The organism is Aeromonas sp. S8(2024), assembly GCF_041403085.1.
GTDB lineage: Bacteria > Pseudomonadota > Gammaproteobacteria > Enterobacterales > Aeromonadaceae > Aeromonas > Aeromonas dhakensis.
This window is the reverse complement of the sequence record NZ_JBGLRF010000008.1, coordinates 1-14,864: the sequence shown is the minus strand read 5'-3', so window position 1 is coordinate 14,864 and position 14,864 is coordinate 1. Positions and strand designations below refer to the sequence as shown.

Genomic DNA, 14,864 nt, shown 5'->3' with positions numbered 1-14,864 from the left:
TGCCTGCGTCGTCGCTGGCACCCCCGCCGGGGTGTCAGTTGCCGAACAGGCGCTCGGCGTAACGGGCCAGACCGGAGGCGACCGAGCCGAAGTCATCGCCCCCCTCCAGCGGTACCTGGGGCAGCTTCTGGCGGATGAAGGCCTGGATGAGGGGCGAGCGGGCGCTGCCGCCGGTGATGAAGACCCGGTCCGGCTGGACGCCGGCGGCGGCAATGGCTTCGTCCATCAGCTCACCGATCTTCTCCAGCAGCGGGGTGGAGGCGCTGGCCAGCTGATCGCGCTTGAGCTCGGCCGTCAGCCCGCGCTCCAGCTCGGCCAGAGATTGCTGGGCCGACTCCTCCTGGGAGAGGGCGATCTTGCCCTGCTCGGCGCGCCACACCAGCTGGTGACTCAGCTTGTGGGCACGCAGACTGGCGAGGCGTCCCAGCTTGCTGCCGGGCAGGCTGTCGAGCTGCAGATCCTGCAGCTGGCGGCCCGTCTCCAGGCTGTAGAAGCGGCTCTGGGCGCTGACGTCGTTGATGGCGGCGGCGTCCCAGAACAGCGGGTGGGGCAGCGGCTTGCCGGTCTTGAGGGTCTCGTGCATGCCGAGCAGCGGCATCATGCCCTCCACCGTCAGCCGGATGTCGAAGTCGTTGCCGCCGATGCGCTGACCGCTGTGACCGAGCAGATCGCCGCTGCGATCGAGCTGGGCGCGATGGCTCGGGCCCATCCGCAGCACCGAACAGTCGGTGGTACCGCCGCCGATGTCCACCACCAGCACCACCGCATCCTCGTTGAGGCGGGCCTCGAATTCGAAGCCGGCCGCCACCGGCTCATAGAGGAACTCCACCTGCTCGAACCCGGCGAGGCGCGCCGCCTCGCTCAGGATGGCGATGGCCTGACGGTTGCTCTCTTCCCCCGCCAACCCCTGGAAGTTGACCGGGCGGCCAACCACGGCCCGGCGAATTGGTGCGCCGAGCTGCTGCTCCGCCTCGCGCCGCACGTGCAACATCATGGCGCAGACGATGTCTTCGAACAGGGCGATCTGCGGTGCCTTGAGGCCGTAGGCGCCGAGGAAGGATTTCGGCGACTTGATGTAGTAGCCGTCGTCCGGCTCTTCCAGATAGCGCTCCAGCGCCGCAGCGCCGAAGCTGAGCTCGTCGATCAGCCCCTCTTCGCGCATCTGGCGGCGTACCGCCTGGGCCCGGGTTACCACGGGGCCGCGCAGCTTGAGGTACTCGCTCTGCTGGGCAGGCGCCAGCCCTTCGGCCAGCAGGCCGGCGATGGCATCCCGGTGGGGGGCGTGCAGGGTGGAGGGAAGATAGTGGGCACCGCTCAGGTTCAGCAGCCGGGGGCTGCCTTGTTCCATCACGGCGACGGCACAGTTGGAGGTACCGTAATCAAATCCGATAAACATGGGCAGCCAGACTCCTGAGCAAAAAAGGGCTGGTAGCCTACCCGAAGGCGCCGGGTCTCACAACCCGGCGCACGGCAATGAACCGCTGAGGGGCAGGGGAGGCCCCTTATTCCACCTCGTTGTCAGAGCGGCCCTGACTGTCGATGGCGCGGATGTTGCTGAGGGTGGTGTCGGCGATGGCGTGCAGCGCCTCGCGGGTCAGGAAGGCCTGGTGACCGGTGAACAGCACGTTGTGGCAGGCCGACAGGCGGCGGAACACGTCATCGGTGATCACTTCGTTGGACTTGTCGGCGAAGAAGAGATCCTCCTCCTCCTCGTAGACGTCCAGCCCCAGCGCGCCGATACGGGCGGTCTTGAGCGCCTCGATGGCGGCGTTGGAGTCGAGCAGGCCGCCCCGGCTGGTGTTGATGATCATCACCCCGTCCTTCATCTTGGCGAACGCCTCCTTGTTCAGCAGGTGGTAGTTCTCCTTGAACAGCGGGCAGTGCAGGCTGATGACGTCGGACTGGCGGAACAGGGTATCGAGATCCACATACTCGGCGCCCAGATCGATGGCCGCCTGGTTCGGATAGGGATCGCTCACCAGCAGGCGCATGCCGAAGCCCTTGAGGATGCGCAGGGTGGCGATGCCGATCTTGCCGGTGCCTATGATGCCGGCGGTGCGGCCGTGCATGTTGAAGCCGACCAGCCCCTCCAGCGAGAAGTTGGCGTCACGGGTGCGCTGATAGGCTTTGTGGATGCGACGGTTGAGGGTCATCATCAGGCCCACCGCGTGCTCGGCGACCGCTTCCGGGGAGTAGGCGGGCACTCGCACCACCTTCAGCCCCAGCTCCTTGGCGGCGGCCAGATCCACGTTGTTGTAGCCGGCGCAGCGCAGGGCGATCACCTTGGTGCCGTTGGCGGCCAGCTCGGTCAGCACCTCGCGGTCGGCATCGTCGTTGACGAACAAGCACACCACGGGGAAGCCGTGGGCCAGCCGGGCAGTCTTGGCCTCCAGCCGCACGTCGAAGAACTCAAGTTCATAACCGTACTGGCTGTTGGCCTGATTGAAGTGCTCTTTGTCGTAGCTCTTGGTACTGAAAACGGCGACTCTCATGGTGCGCTCTCCGCAGATAATGATGTAGTTAAATTACAACAAATATGGGTCGTCATCACGGGATAAATGGTGGGGATTCAGCCCCACGGCATGATGGGTACGGCACTGACCGCACTCTTGTAAGAACCATCCACCAGCTTGGTGCTGTAAGTCAGATAGACCAGCGCATTGCGCTTCTGATCGTAAAAGCGCACCACTTTCTGCTCCTTGAACACCAGCGAGGTGCTGACGTCGAACACCTCTTCTCCCGCCTTCAGCTTGGCGGGCAGGGTGATGGGACCAATCTGGTGGCACGACAGGGAGGCGTGGGAGGGGTCTTCCGCCAGCCCGAGTCCGCCCTTGACGCCACCGGTCTTGGGGCGCGCCAGATAGCAGGCGACGCCGTCGATGCGCGGGTCGTCGAACGCCTCCACCAGGATCTTGTGGTTGGGGCCAAACAGCTTGAAGGCGGTGCTCACCTCGCCGACGGGGTCGGCCTTGTCGGCCAGCGCCGGGCCGGCAATCAGTGCGCCCAGCAGCAGCGGCAGGGCGCGAGCAAGGGTGTGACGGTATCTCATGGTCTCTCCTGTTGGCTTCCCTCAGTAGGGAATGCCCAAACGACGATAGAGGCTGGCCAGCACCCAGGCGGGGCCGATCAGCAGAAATTGCAGGTCGGCGAGGAAGGAGGGGCGCTTGCCCTCGATCCTGTGACCGACGAACTGGGCTATCCAGAGCAGCACGAACCCGGCCAGTGCCGGCCACAGCAGCGGGCCCTGCCAGCGGTGGCAAGCGACCAAGCCCAGCGCGGTCAGCACCGCCATCCCCACGAACAGCGCAAACGACAACCGCAGGTAGAAGGCCAGCACCGGAATGGCGACCAGCGCAGCCCAGTTGAGCGACGGCGGCAGCGGCCCGGCCGGCAGGCACCAGAGCAGGGCCAGGGCGCAGAGATAGATGCCGGGTACCGCCAGCTTGTGGATCGCCACATTGACCGGGTGCCGGTGACTCTGGCCGTACAGTTCAAACCACTCCTCGATTCCCTTCATGGCACCTCCCTGGCGCGCTGTGTGTACCACCTCGGTGTGAGGTGGCCGATTCGTCATCCCTGCGGGGGATACTCCCAATATTGGGCCGGAATGCTCTTGAGCAAGGGGGTCATGTCGGGATTGGGCAGGGCGATGGTGACCCGCTGGTCGAGCTTGGCGCTGGCCAGCGCCTCGCGGATCTTGGGGTTCTCCCGGAAGAACTTCATGAAGCTGCCGTCGGCATAGGCCCGCTCAAGCCCGGTCTGAATCGCCTTGGCCAGTTTCGGCGCCTCGGGACTGACGAAGAAGAACTCGGCGAAGGGGTAGCGGATCAGCAGGTGCTGATCGATGACCAGGTTGGGGTATTGCGCCACCAGCTCGCTGCGCTCGGCGAAGATCTCCACCAGGTTGCGCGGGAAGAAGTCCAGCTTGTCACCGTCGTTGATGAGGCGAAACAGGTTGCTGTAGCGCCCCGAATAGGTGGGGATGCCCGCGTTCTCCAGGATCTTGTTGTCGGCCCAGCCCACCCCTTGCGCCGCCTTCAGCTTCTTGAGATCGGCCAGCGAGTTGATCTGGTTGAACTTCTCCTGGGCATCGGCGTGGATGAAGGAGAGCCGCAGCCCTTCCAGACCGCGAAACAACGGGATCGGCACGGCGATGAGGGAGGATTCGAGGGCGCTGGAGGTTCCCATCCAGAACACATTGATGGTTTTGCCCTTGCTGAGCTGCTGCTGCAGGCTGTACTGGTTGAGGTTGAGTTCGACCTGCTGGATGCGAAACGGCTGGTCGGCATGGGTGAGGGCCAGTTCCAGCAGCTTGAGCTGGTACTCTTTGTCGAGGTCGTTGATCGGTCGGCTGGGCACCTTGACCGTGAGGGTCTGTGCTTGTGCCAGCAACGGCAGACACAAGCACAGTTTGAGGAACCATTTCACTCTCTGCTCTCCTGTAGATTCCGGGGCTTGCCCGGAGTCTAACAGAACTTGTCACTCTGTTGCTGCGCCGCCGTGGCGCGGGGAGCGACGAGGCAGGGAACCCCGCCTGCATCGAGGCAGACAGGGCCTGCTCGTCATCCCGCCGGCGAGCGCCAGTGACGGCGCGGGGAGGCGTCAGGCGACGCGACGATACACGTGGGTATCGTTGAACTCCTTGGTGCTCTGGCATTCGACGCAGAAGCGGGACTCGGGACGCGCCTGCAGCCGCTTGAGGGAGATCTCGTCACCGCAGGATTCGCAGTAACCGAAATCCCCTTCGCTGATGCGCTTGAGCGCACCACGCAGCTTGCGCAGATGCAGCTTGTCATGCTCGATGCGGTTCAGCTCCAGACGGCGGGCTTCCTCGATGCTGGCACGGTCAATTTCATCAGCCATCTCGTTGGTATCGGTGGCGATGGCCTGGCTGGCCTGGGAGTTGAGGCGATCTTCGAGTTCGAGGATCTGGCGCTCGATCTGTCCCTTGTAAAAGGCCAGTTGGTCTTCAGTCATGAAATCACACATACGATTTACTACCAGTCAGTTTACTAACCCAATTATCCCTGTTTATGGGGGCTGTCTGCCTGCAGACCAAGCCCTGTGTCCTGTATTTGCACCAAATCCATGCAGGAGAGTGCAAATCAGGGCGGGCCTTGTACCAAAAAAATGCAGGCATGCAAAGCAAAGAGGACAAGGATTGTGCGCCCTTGCAAAAAAATGGCCCGATTCCGACAGGGTCTGACTGAGAACATACGGGGGTAACACACCTCGTTGGCACCGGCTTTGCAGTGAGTCGTTACCATGACAGGGTGTTTAGTATTTGTTCCCGCCATGGTCATTATATGCGCCGTTATTTATAGTTTTTTAAACACCACCGCTTGACATTGCCCCTGATGGCGGGCTTTTATGGTGGTGTTGATTACAATTTTATAACAAGGGTGTTCCATATATTAGACACCCTTGCCAATGGCAACCGTAGAGTCGGGGTTTAACATGGACAGTATCAAGGGCTGGATGGAGAGCAATCGCATCACGGAAGTGGAGTGCCTGTTTCCGGATTTCACCGGCAATGCCCGAGGCAAGATCATTCCAGCCAACAAGTTTCTGCGCGAAGGGGGCATGCGCCTGCCCGAGGTCATCTTCACCCAGACGGTGACCGGCGAGTATCCGGATGACGACAGCATGATCGACCCGCTGGAGCGGGACATGCAGCTCTATCCAGATCCCAACACCATTCGTTTCGTACCCTGGGCACTGGAGCCCACCGCCCAGGTGATCCACGACTGTTTCGACATCAATGGCAAGCTGATCGACATAGCACCGCGCTCCGTGCTGCGTCGGGTCCTGTCATTTTACGAGAAGCAGGGCTGGAAGCCGGTGGTGGCCCCCGAGCTGGAATTCTACCTGGTCAAGCGCAACGAAGATCCCGACTATCCGCTGGTGCCGCCCACCGGCCGCAACGGTCGCCCGGAGACGGCCCGCCAGTCGTTCAGCATCGACGCGGTGAACGAATTCGACCCCATCTTCGAGGACATGTACGACTACTGCGAGGCGCAGGAGCTGGAGGTGGACACCCTGATCCACGAGTCCGGTGCCGCCCAGATGGAGATCAACTTCCTGCACGGGGATGCCATCGATCTGGCCGACCAGGTGTTCCTGTTCAAGCGCACCATGCGCGAGGCGGCCCACCGTCACGGGATTTACGCTACCTTCATGGCCAAGCCGATGAGCGACGAGCCCGGCTCCGCCATGCACATCCACCAGAGTCTGGAAGATGAGAACGGTCGCAACCTGTTCGGGGTTGAGAACGGCGGCAACTCCGAGCTGTTCATGCACTTCATCGCCGGCCTGCAGAAATACACCCCGGCGGTGACCGCGCTGCTGGCCCCCAACGTCAACTCCTACCGCCGTCTCACCTTCGGCGAGAGCGCGCCGCGCAACGTCCAGTGGGGGGTGGAGAACCGCACCTGCGGGCTGCGGGTACCCTTCTCCGAGGCCAGCGCCCGCCGGGTGGAGAACCGCTTCGCCGGCGCCGATGCCAACCCCTATCTGGCGCTGGCCGCCACCCTGGCCTGCGGCTACCTCGGCATGATGGAGAAGCTGGAGCCGCTGCCGGAGATGAAGTCGAGCGCCTATGAGCTGCCCTACAGCCTGCCCCGCTCGCTGGAGGAGGCACTGAGCCACCTGGAGCAGTGCGATCCCATCAAGGAGATGCTGGGCGAGCGCTTTACCCGCGCCTTCGTGGCGGTGAAGCGCAAGGAGTATGAAACCTACTTCGGGGTGATCAGCCGCTGGGAACGGGAGTTCCTGCTGCTGAACGTGTGACCCGGATGCGCGCCTGACGCGCATCGGCCTGCCGGGAGCGCCCGAGGGTGTTCCCGCTCATATCGACAATGCCGGGGCCAAGGTCAGGCTCTCCCACGCGTGAGTGGGGGAGCCCCCCACCCTCATCCGTTGACGAACAAACATCGCTTACATCGAAGGAACCGAGGAGCAAGCAATGCAGCACACCACCCGTGAGTGGCAGCAACTGGAAGCCAGCCATCATCTGCATCCGTTTACCGATTTTCAGGCGCTGAACAAGAAAGGCAGCCGCATCATCACCCGTGCCGAGGGGGTCTATCTGGAAGACTCCGAAGGCAAGCGCATTCTGGACGGCATGGCTGGCCTGTGGTGCGTCAACCTGGGTTACGGTCGCCAGGAGCTGGTGGACGCCGCCACCCGCCAGATGCAGCAACTGCCCTACTACAACCTCTTCTTCCAGACCAGCCACCCGCCTGCCGCCGAGCTGGCAACCCTGCTGGCCGAAGTGACGCCCTCCCATCTCAACCACGTCTTCTTCACCGGCTCGGGTTCCGAGTGCAACGATACCGTGCTGCGCATGGTGCGCCACTACTGGGCCAGCAAGGGGCAGCCGGAGAAGCAGGTGATCATCAGCCGCCACAATGCCTACCACGGCTCCACCGTGGCCGGGGCCAGCCTGGGCGGCATGAAGGGGATGCACGCCCAGGGCGGGCTGCCGATCCCCGGCATAGTGCACATCGATCAGCCCTATCACTTCGGCGAGGGGCAGGGGATGAGCGCCCACGAATTCGGCCTGGCCCGTGCCCGTCAGCTGGAGGAGAAGATTCTGGAGCTGGGGGTGGACCAGGTGGCCGCCTTCATTGGCGAGCCGATCCAGGGCGCCGGCGGCGTCATCATCCCGCCCGACAGCTACTGGCCCGAGATCCAGCGCATCTGCGACAAGTACGGCATCCTGCTCATCGCCGATGAGGTGATCTGCGGCTTTGGCCGCACCGGCCACTGGTTCGCCAGCGAGGGTTTTGGCATCAAGCCGGACCTCATGTGCCTGGCCAAGGGGATCACCTCCGGCTACCTGCCGATGGGGGCCGTGATGGTGGGGGACAGGGTCGCCAAGGTGCTGGTGGAAGAGGGGGGCGAATTCAACCACGGCTTCACCTACTCCGGTCATCCGGTGGCCTGCGCCGTGGCCATTGCCAACATTACGCTTATGCAAAATGAAAGCATAGTTAAGCGAGTTCATGATAGTATCGGCCCCTATTTGCAGCGTCGCTGGGCGGAGCTGGCGGACCATCCGCTGGTGGGCGAAACCCGTGGCAAAGGCCTGGTGGCCGCGCTGGAAATAGTGCAGGACAAGCAGACCAACAGCCGCTTCCCGGCTGAGCTGCAGGCCGGTATGACCTGTCGGGAGTTCTGCTTTAACAATGGCTTGGTGATGAGGGCGGTCGGCGATACCATGATCATATCGCCCCCCTTGGTGATCACCGAGGAACAGGTGGATGAATTGGTCAATCTGGCCAGGCTCAGTCTGGATCTGACGGCGGCAAAGCTGCGGGGATAGGCGGGCGCCGGGCAGGTTGGCTTGCGCATACAATTTGCTTAGGAGACAAGGACGATGTCTTTCAAAACGGGAATGATTGCAGCCTCGGTGGCGCTGGTCATGATGAGCGGCGCGGCGATGGCCGAAGACAAGGTGTTGCACGTCTACAACTGGAGCGACTATATCGCGCCAAACACCCTGGAAGACTTCCAGAAAGAGACGGGCATCAAGGTGGTCTACGACGTGTTCGACAGCAACGAGGTGCTGGAAGCCAAGTTGCTGGCGGGCAGCTCGGGTTATGACATCGTGGTGCCGTCCAACCCCTTCCTGGCCAAGCAGATCAAGGCGGGCGTGTTCCAGAAACTGGACAAGTCCAAGCTCTCCAACTGGCAAAACCTGGATACCTCGTTGCTCAAGGCGCTCGAACCGAGCGACCCGGGTAACCAGTACTCCATTCCTTACCTGTGGGGCACCATCGGTTATGCCTACAACCCGGAGAAGGTGAAAGCCGTGCTGGGTGACAAGGCGCCGGTGGACTCCTGGGATCTGGTGTTCAAACCGGAAAACATGGCCAAGTTGAAGGAGTGCGGTGTCTCCTTCCTCGACTCGCCGACTGAAATGCTGCCGGCCGCCCTGCAATACCTGGGCTTCAAGCCGGACAGCCAGAAGCCAGACGAGCTGAAGAAGGCGGAGGAGCTGTTCCTCTCCATCCGTCCCTACACCGCCTACTTCCACTCCTCCAAGTACATTTCGGATCTGGCCAACGGCAACCTGTGTGTGGCGGTCGGCTATTCCGGTGACTTGCAGCAGTCCAAGTCCCGGGCGATCGAGGCCAAGAACGGCATCAATCTGACCTACGTGATCCCGAAAGAGGGGGCAGGCAGCTTCTTCGACATGCTGGCCATTCCGGCCGATGCCAAGAACGTGGAAGCGGCCCATGTATTCCTGAACTATCTGATGAAGCCCGAGGTGATCGCCCAGATCTCCGATGCCGTCAGCTATCCGAGCGGGAACAAGGCCTCCGTGCCGCTGGTGTCCGAGAAGATCCGCAACGATCCGGGCATTTACCCGAGCGACGAGACCCTCAAGAAGATCTACACCTTCCCGGATCTGCCGGCCAAGGTGCAGCGTCTGATGACTCGTAGCTGGACCAAGATCAAGTCAGGCAAGTAAGTGAAGAGTGCCCCTCCCGGTCCGCAGTTCGGCCGGGAGGGTGGTGACCCACCCGACAGGTTGGACGGCGCGTATGGATGCGCACTGGCAAATCACACATAAAGAGGACTGAGTAAGTGCACATGACCAAGATAGCTACGCTGGCCCTGACCCTGGGGTTTGCAAATCTGACCCAGGCAGCCCCTGTGGTTCATTTTTACAACTGGTCCGACTATATCGGCGAGACCACCCTCAGTGACTTCCAGCAAAAGACCGGGATCAAGACCGTATATGACGTGTTTGATTCCAACGAGACGCTGGAAGGCAAGCTGCTGACCGGCCGTACCGGTTACGATCTGGTCGTGCCCTCCAACAATTTCCTGGCCAAGCAGATCAAGGCGGGGGCCTTCCAGAAGCTGGATCCCGCCCTGCTGCCCAATCTGGCCAACCTGGATCCCGTGCTGCTCAAACAGCTCGACAAGGTGGATCCGGGCCATCAATACGCCGTGCCCTATCTGTGGGGCACCAACGGCATCGGTTACAACGTCGAGAAGGTCAAGGCGGTGCTGGGGGTCGACAAGATCGACTCCTGGGCGACCATCTTCGAGCCGGAAAACATGAAGAAGCTCTCCCACTGCGGGGTGGCCTTCCTCGATTCGGCGGACGAGATGATCCCGGCGGCGCTCAACTATCTGGGGCTCGACCCCAACAGCCATGAGCCGGCAGACCTCAAGCGTGCCGAAGAGCAGCTGCTCAAGGTGCGCCCCTACGTGGCCTACTTCCACTCCTCCAAGTACATCGGCGATCTCGCCAATGGCAACATCTGCGTGGCGGCCGGCTTCTCCGGCGACATCCTGCAGGCGGCGGCGAGGGCCGAGGAGGCGGGCAAGGGGATCAAGATCGCCTACAGCATTCCGAAGGAGGGGGGAAACCTCTGGTTCGACATGATGGCGATCCCGGCCGATGCCACCAACGTGAAAGAGGCGCACGCCCTCATCAACTACATTCTCGAGCCTGACGTCATCGCCAAGGTGAGCGACTACGTGGGGTATGCCAACCCCAACAGCAGGGCGGGAGAGTTCATGGAGAAACGCGTGCGCGAAGACGAATCCGTCTATCCACCCCAGGCGGTGCTGGAACGGCTCTATGTGCAGCAGGCACATCCCCGTGCGGTGCAGCGTCTGATCACCCGGAGTTGGACCAGGATCAAGTCCGGAACCTAACCTTGGCGCCCGTCCCGGGGCGCCAGACTGTTTTATGGATCGGCCCCGGCCGGTATTACCTTTGGGAGTTTGGTAATGGCGATAGCCTCCAGTGCCTACAAGAAAGCCCTCGAGGGCAGCCAGCAACGCAAAGAAGTGCTGGTCAAGATAGACAGGGTAAGCAAGCAGTTCGATGAAACGCTGGCGGTCGACAACGTGTCCCTCAACATCCACAAGGGCGAGATCTTCGCCCTGCTGGGCGGGTCCGGCTCCGGCAAGTCGACCCTGCTGCGGATGCTGGCGGGGTTCGAGCGCCCCACCGAGGGACGGCTGTTCCTCGACGGCGTCGACATCACCGACATGCCGCCCTATGAGCGTCCCATCAACATGATGTTTCAGTCCTACGCCCTGTTCCCCCACATGACGGTGGCCCAGAACATCGCGTTCGGTCTCAAGCAGGACAACCTGCCCAAGGCGGAGATCGACGCCAGGGTGGAGGAGATGCTCAAGCTGGTGCAGATGACCCAGTATGCCCGCCGCAAGCCCCATCAGCTCTCCGGCGGCCAGCGTCAGCGGGTGGCGCTGGCGCGCTCGCTGGCCAAGCGGCCCAAGCTGCTGTTGCTGGATGAGCCCATGGGGGCGCTCGACAAGAAGCTGCGTTCCCAGATGCAGCTGGAGCTGGTCGAGATCATCGAACGGGTCGGGGTTACCTGCGTCATGGTGACCCACGACCAGGAAGAGGCCATGACCATGGCCGAGCGGATCGCCATCATGCACCTGGGCTGCATCGAGCAGATCGGCAGCCCGATGGATATCTACGAAACCCCGGCCAGCCGGCTGGTGTGCGAGTTCATCGGCAACGTCAACCTGTTTGACGGCCTGCTGGTGGAGGACGAGCAGGACCACGCCACCATCGCCTGCGCCGATCTGGAGCAGCCCATCTACGTGGGTCACGGCATCAGCTCCCGCGCCGAGAACAAGAAGGTGACCTACGCCCTGCGGCCGGAAAAGCTGCTGATGAGCCTGCAAAAGCCGGTGGAGATCGAGCATCCGGACTTCAACTGGACCAAGGGCGAGGTCTACGACATCGCCTATCTGGGCGGTCACTCGGTTTACTACATCCAGTTGCCCTCGGGCAAAATCGTTCAGGCTTTCATCGCCAACGCCGAACGCCACGGCAAGCGGCCGACCTGGGATGACCAGGTGTTCCTCTACTGGGAAGATGACAGCGGCGTGGTGCTGCAATCATGATGGCATTGAAACGACTGAAGTCGTTGGGGGGGCGGCAGCTGGTGATCGGCATCCCGTTCTTCTGGCTGTTCCTGTTCTTCCTGCTGCCCTTCATCATCGTCGTGAAGATCAGCTTCGCCGAAGCGGACGTGGCAATCCCGCCCTACACCGACGTGGTGAGCTGGGCGGACAATCAGCTCACCATACTGCTCAACATGGGCAACTACCTGCTGCTGCGGGAGGATGAGCTCTACATCGCAGCCTATCTCGGCTCCCTCAAGATGGCCCTGGTCAGCACCATTCTCTGCCTGCTGATCGGTTATCCCATGGCCTACTCCATTGCGCGGGCCAACAAGGAGACCCAGACCGTACTGCTGCTGCTCATCATGATGCCGACCTGGACCGCGATCCTGATCCGGGTCTACGCCTGGATGGGCATTCTCAGCAACAACGGCCTGCTCAACAGCCTGTTGATGGGCATCGGCCTCATCGACGAGCCGCTGCAGATCCTCAATACCAACCTGGCGGTCTACATCGGCATCGTCTACTCCTACCTGCCGTTCATGGTGCTGCCGCTTTACGCCAACCTGGTCAAGCATGACCAGAGCCTGCTGGAGGCGGCCTCCGACCTCGGCGCCCGCAACCTGACCCGGTTCTGGCGGATCACGGTACCGCTCTCCAAGAACGGCATCATCGCCGGCTGTATGCTGGTGTTCATTCCGGTGGTGGGCGAGTTCGTGATTCCGGAGCTGCTGGGGGGCCCCGAGACCCTGATGATAGGTAAGGTGCTGTGGCAGGAGTTCTTCAACAACCGCGACTGGCCGGTGGCCTCCGCGCTGGCGGTGGTGATGCTGGCGGTGCTGATCATCCCCATCATCCTGTTCAACCGTAACCAGGCCAAAGAGCTGGAGGGCAAGGCATGATGAGACGTTTCGGTTTTGCCAAGCTGATGCTGTGGCTGGGGTTGCTGTTCATCTACCTGCCCATGATCATCATGGTGATCTACTCCTTCAACGCCTCCAAGCTGGTGACGGTATGGGGGGGCTGGTCGCTCAAGTGGTACTTCGGCCTGCTCGACAACAAGCAGTTGATCAGCTCCGTGCTGCGTTCGCTGGAGATCGCTTTCTATACCGCCATCTCGGCGGTGGCGCTGGGGACGGTGGCGGCCTTCGTGCTGACCCGGATCCCGCACTTCCGCGGTCGGACCCTGTTCGGCGGCATGGTGACGGCGCCGCTGGTGATGCCCGAGGTGATCACCGGTCTGTCGCTGCTGCTGCTGTTCGTGGCCATGGCCCAGCTGGTGGGCTGGCCTGCCGAGCGGGGCATGGTGACCATCTGGATAGCCCACACCACCTTCTGTACCGCCTATGTGGCGATCGTGGTGTCGGCGCGGCTGCGGGAGCTGGATCTCTCCATCGAGGAGGCGGCCATGGATCTGGGGGCCAAACCCTGGAAGGTGTTCTTCCTGATCACCATCCCGATGATAGCCCCTTCGCTGGCGGCGGGCGGCATGATGTCGTTTGCCCTGTCGCTGGATGACCTGGTGCTGGCGAGCTTCGTCTCTGGCCCTGGCTCGACCACGCTGCCGATGGAGGTCTTCTCGGCGGTGCGGCTCGGGGTGAAACCCGAGATCAACGCGGTGGCCAGCCTGATCCTGCTGTCGGTATCGCTGTTCACCTTCGGCAGCTGGTATCTGATGGCCAAGGCGGAGAAACGCCGCCGTGCCGAGATCGCCATGACCACCCAGATGCAGGCAGTCGCCTGACCCCTCACATGATAAGATCCGCATTCTCTCGTCAATCCGGAGGATGAGAATGCGGATCTCCATCTTTAGCGGCCAGGGTGCCGAACTGGTTCCCGGTCTTGTCAGTGCCATCCACAAACACGCCACCACCATACCGCTCTGGTGCGGCGTCAGCGGTCTCGCGGGCGACGAACAGTGCGACCAGCGTCACCATGGCGGCCCGGATCGGGCGCTGCACTACTATCCCGCCGATCACTACCCCTGGTGGCACAACTGGCAGATGGCGCTGGGCCTGCCGGCCCCGCGTACCCCCTGGCAGCCAGCCGCCTTCGGCGAGAACCTCTCCGGGGTCGGGTTGACCGAGGCGCAGGCCTGCATCGGCGATGTCTATCGACTCGGCGAGGCGCTGATCCAGATAAGCCAGCCCAGATCGCCTTGTTTCAAGCTCAACCAGCGTTTCGGCTATGGCCAGATGTCGCAGGTGATGCAGCTCAGTGGCCGCTGCGGCTGGTTGCTGCGGGTGCTGGAGGAGGGGATGGTGATGCCGCAGGAGCGACTGGAGCTGGTGGACAGACCCTACCCTGAGCTCACGGTGAAGCGTACCGCCGATATCCTGTTCAATCAGCTACGCAATGAGGCGGACCTGCTGTTGCTGCTGGAAAATCCTGCCCTCTCACCCAACTGGCGCAAGCATGCAGCGGACTGGCTGGAGCACGGCACGATTGCGGATTGGCAACGCCGGTTGCTGGGGCCTGAGTCGCTTCGTCTGCCCTGAGGCTGGGTTAGCGAAATGTCACCGTCCGGCTGCATTTCGGTAAAACGATGGGGAGAGTGCTGAATAGTTGAGCGAACAGCACTTTTTTTCCTTTTTAATGCAAAAAAGGCTTGTGTCGGGTCGGGGCTTTCGGTAAATTCCCGTCCCGCAGACATCGGTGTGTAGCGCAGCTTGGTAGCGCACTTCGTTCGGGACGAAGGGGTCGGAGGTTCGAATCCTCTCACACCGACCACTTTAGAAAAGGCCGCTCAATAGAGCGGCCTTTTCGCATTTGGCTTTCGCCTCAACAGAGGCTGGCTCCAACGCTGGCAGTCGTTCGAGGGTATGCGATGCTTTCCTGTCTCGCTGTCTCGCTGTCTCGCTGTCTCGCTGTCTCGCTGTCTCGCTGTCTCGCTGTCTCGCTGTCTCGCTGTCTCGCTGTCTCGCTGTCTCGCTGTCTCGCTGTCTCGCTGTCTC

14 protein-coding genes and 1 tRNA gene are annotated in these 14,864 nt (G+C 62.0%); 9 read left to right on the top strand and 6 right to left on the bottom strand.

Going from position 1 to position 14,864, the window contains the following annotated elements; all coding sequences use genetic code 11:
• Positions 1-34: 34 nt before the first annotated feature.
• From yegD to ACB031_RS18175, 6 genes are all read right to left on the bottom strand, one after another.
• Positions 35-1,396, bottom strand: coding sequence for a molecular chaperone (gene yegD / locus ACB031_RS18200; RefSeq protein WP_017787066.1), 1,362 nt, complete (start codon positions 1,394-1,396; stop codon positions 35-37).
• A 106-nt stretch (positions 1,397-1,502) separates the two neighbouring features.
• Complete coding sequence (locus ACB031_RS18195) at positions 1,503-2,492, bottom strand: 2-hydroxyacid dehydrogenase (protein WP_010635765.1); 990 nt, start codon at positions 2,490-2,492, stop codon at positions 1,503-1,505.
• Between the two features lie 77 nt (positions 2,493-2,569).
• Positions 2,570-3,049 carry a CreA family protein gene (locus ACB031_RS18190; RefSeq protein ID WP_010635766.1) on the bottom strand — a complete coding sequence of 160 codons (480 nt, stop codon included), beginning with the start codon at positions 3,047-3,049 and terminating at the stop codon, positions 2,570-2,572.
• A 21-nt stretch (positions 3,050-3,070) separates the two neighbouring features.
• Complete coding sequence (locus ACB031_RS18185; protein ID WP_368205643.1) at positions 3,071-3,517, bottom strand: DUF962 domain-containing protein; 447 nt, start codon at positions 3,515-3,517, stop codon at positions 3,071-3,073.
• Between the two features lie 53 nt (positions 3,518-3,570).
• The gene (locus tag ACB031_RS18180; protein WP_024942065.1) at positions 3,571-4,428 is read right to left on the bottom strand and encodes a hypothetical protein; all 858 of its coding nucleotides are present in this window, start codon (positions 4,426-4,428) and stop codon (positions 3,571-3,573) included.
• A gap of 174 nt (positions 4,429-4,602) precedes the next feature.
• Positions 4,603-4,989, bottom strand: coding sequence for a TraR/DksA C4-type zinc finger protein (locus ACB031_RS18175; RefSeq protein WP_010635769.1), 387 nt, complete (start codon positions 4,987-4,989; stop codon positions 4,603-4,605).
• A gap of 468 nt (positions 4,990-5,457) precedes the next feature.
• On the opposite strand from ACB031_RS18175, the gene ACB031_RS18170 reads away from it, so the two are divergent.
• From ACB031_RS18170 to ACB031_RS18130, 9 genes are all read left to right on the top strand, one after another.
• Positions 5,458-6,789: a glutamine synthetase family protein gene (locus ACB031_RS18170; RefSeq protein WP_017764859.1), complete on the top strand. Its 1,332-nt coding sequence runs from the start codon at positions 5,458-5,460 to the stop codon at positions 6,787-6,789.
• Positions 6,790-6,964: 175 nt separating this feature from the next.
• Entirely contained in the window at positions 6,965-8,326 is a 1,362-nt protein-coding gene (locus tag ACB031_RS18165; RefSeq protein ID WP_005306621.1) for an aspartate aminotransferase family protein, read from the top strand.
• Between the two features lie 54 nt (positions 8,327-8,380).
• On the top strand, positions 8,381-9,478 hold the full coding sequence (locus ACB031_RS18160; RefSeq protein WP_005306618.1) for a polyamine ABC transporter substrate-binding protein: 1,098 nt from the start codon (positions 8,381-8,383) through the stop codon (positions 9,476-9,478).
• A 122-nt stretch (positions 9,479-9,600) separates the two neighbouring features.
• A complete protein-coding gene (locus tag ACB031_RS18155; protein WP_005306614.1) occupies positions 9,601-10,680 on the top strand; it encodes a polyamine ABC transporter substrate-binding protein in 1,080 nt (359 codons plus the stop codon).
• 75 nt (positions 10,681-10,755) lie between these two features.
• Positions 10,756-11,910: a polyamine ABC transporter ATP-binding protein gene (gene potA, locus ACB031_RS18150; protein ID WP_005306611.1), complete on the top strand. Its 1,155-nt coding sequence runs from the start codon at positions 10,756-10,758 to the stop codon at positions 11,908-11,910.
• On the top strand, positions 11,907-12,812 hold the full coding sequence (locus tag ACB031_RS18145) for an ABC transporter permease subunit (RefSeq protein ID WP_010635771.1): 906 nt from the start codon (positions 11,907-11,909) through the stop codon (positions 12,810-12,812). The genes potA and ACB031_RS18145 overlap by 4 nt, the downstream gene beginning before the upstream one ends.
• Positions 12,809-13,654, top strand: coding sequence for an ABC transporter permease subunit (locus tag ACB031_RS18140; protein WP_010635772.1), 846 nt, complete (start codon positions 12,809-12,811; stop codon positions 13,652-13,654). Before ACB031_RS18145 ends, ACB031_RS18140 begins: the two co-directional genes overlap by 4 nt.
• A gap of 49 nt (positions 13,655-13,703) precedes the next feature.
• Positions 13,704-14,408, top strand: a complete 705-nt coding sequence (locus ACB031_RS18135; RefSeq protein ID WP_206220925.1) for an MOSC domain-containing protein — start codon at positions 13,704-13,706, stop codon at positions 14,406-14,408.
• Positions 14,409-14,563: 155 nt separating this feature from the next.
• Positions 14,564-14,640, top strand: a tRNA-Pro gene (locus ACB031_RS18130).
• Positions 14,641-14,864 lie beyond the last annotated feature (224 nt).

Bases quoted from the DNA above. Each gene is read 5' to 3' on its own strand.
- yegD (WP_017787066.1), bottom strand. From the start codon at position 1,396: ATGTTTATCGGATTTGATTACGGTACCTCCAACTGTGCCGTCGCCGTG.
- ACB031_RS18195 (WP_010635765.1), bottom strand. From the start codon at position 2,492: ATGAGAGTCGCCGTTTTCAGTACCAAGAGCTACGACAAAGAGCACTTC.
- ACB031_RS18190 (WP_010635766.1), bottom strand. From the start codon at position 3,049: ATGAGATACCGTCACACCCTTGCTCGCGCCCTGCCGCTGCTGCTGGGC.
- ACB031_RS18185 (WP_368205643.1), bottom strand. From the start codon at position 3,517: ATGAAGGGAATCGAGGAGTGGTTTGAACTGTACGGCCAGAGTCACCGG.
- ACB031_RS18175 (WP_010635769.1), bottom strand. From the start codon at position 4,989: ATGTGTGATTTCATGACTGAAGACCAACTGGCCTTTTACAAGGGACAG.
- ACB031_RS18170 (WP_017764859.1), top strand. From the start codon at position 5,458: ATGGACAGTATCAAGGGCTGGATGGAGAGCAATCGCATCACGGAAGTG.
- ACB031_RS18165 (WP_005306621.1), top strand. From the start codon at position 6,965: ATGCAGCACACCACCCGTGAGTGGCAGCAACTGGAAGCCAGCCATCAT.
- ACB031_RS18160 (WP_005306618.1), top strand. From the start codon at position 8,381: ATGTCTTTCAAAACGGGAATGATTGCAGCCTCGGTGGCGCTGGTCATG.
- ACB031_RS18155 (WP_005306614.1), top strand. From the start codon at position 9,601: ATGACCAAGATAGCTACGCTGGCCCTGACCCTGGGGTTTGCAAATCTG.
- potA (WP_005306611.1), top strand. From the start codon at position 10,756: ATGGCGATAGCCTCCAGTGCCTACAAGAAAGCCCTCGAGGGCAGCCAG.
- ACB031_RS18145 (WP_010635771.1), top strand. From the start codon at position 11,907: ATGATGGCATTGAAACGACTGAAGTCGTTGGGGGGGCGGCAGCTGGTG.
- ACB031_RS18140 (WP_010635772.1), top strand. From the start codon at position 12,809: ATGATGAGACGTTTCGGTTTTGCCAAGCTGATGCTGTGGCTGGGGTTG.
- ACB031_RS18135 (WP_206220925.1), top strand. From the start codon at position 13,704: ATGCGGATCTCCATCTTTAGCGGCCAGGGTGCCGAACTGGTTCCCGGT.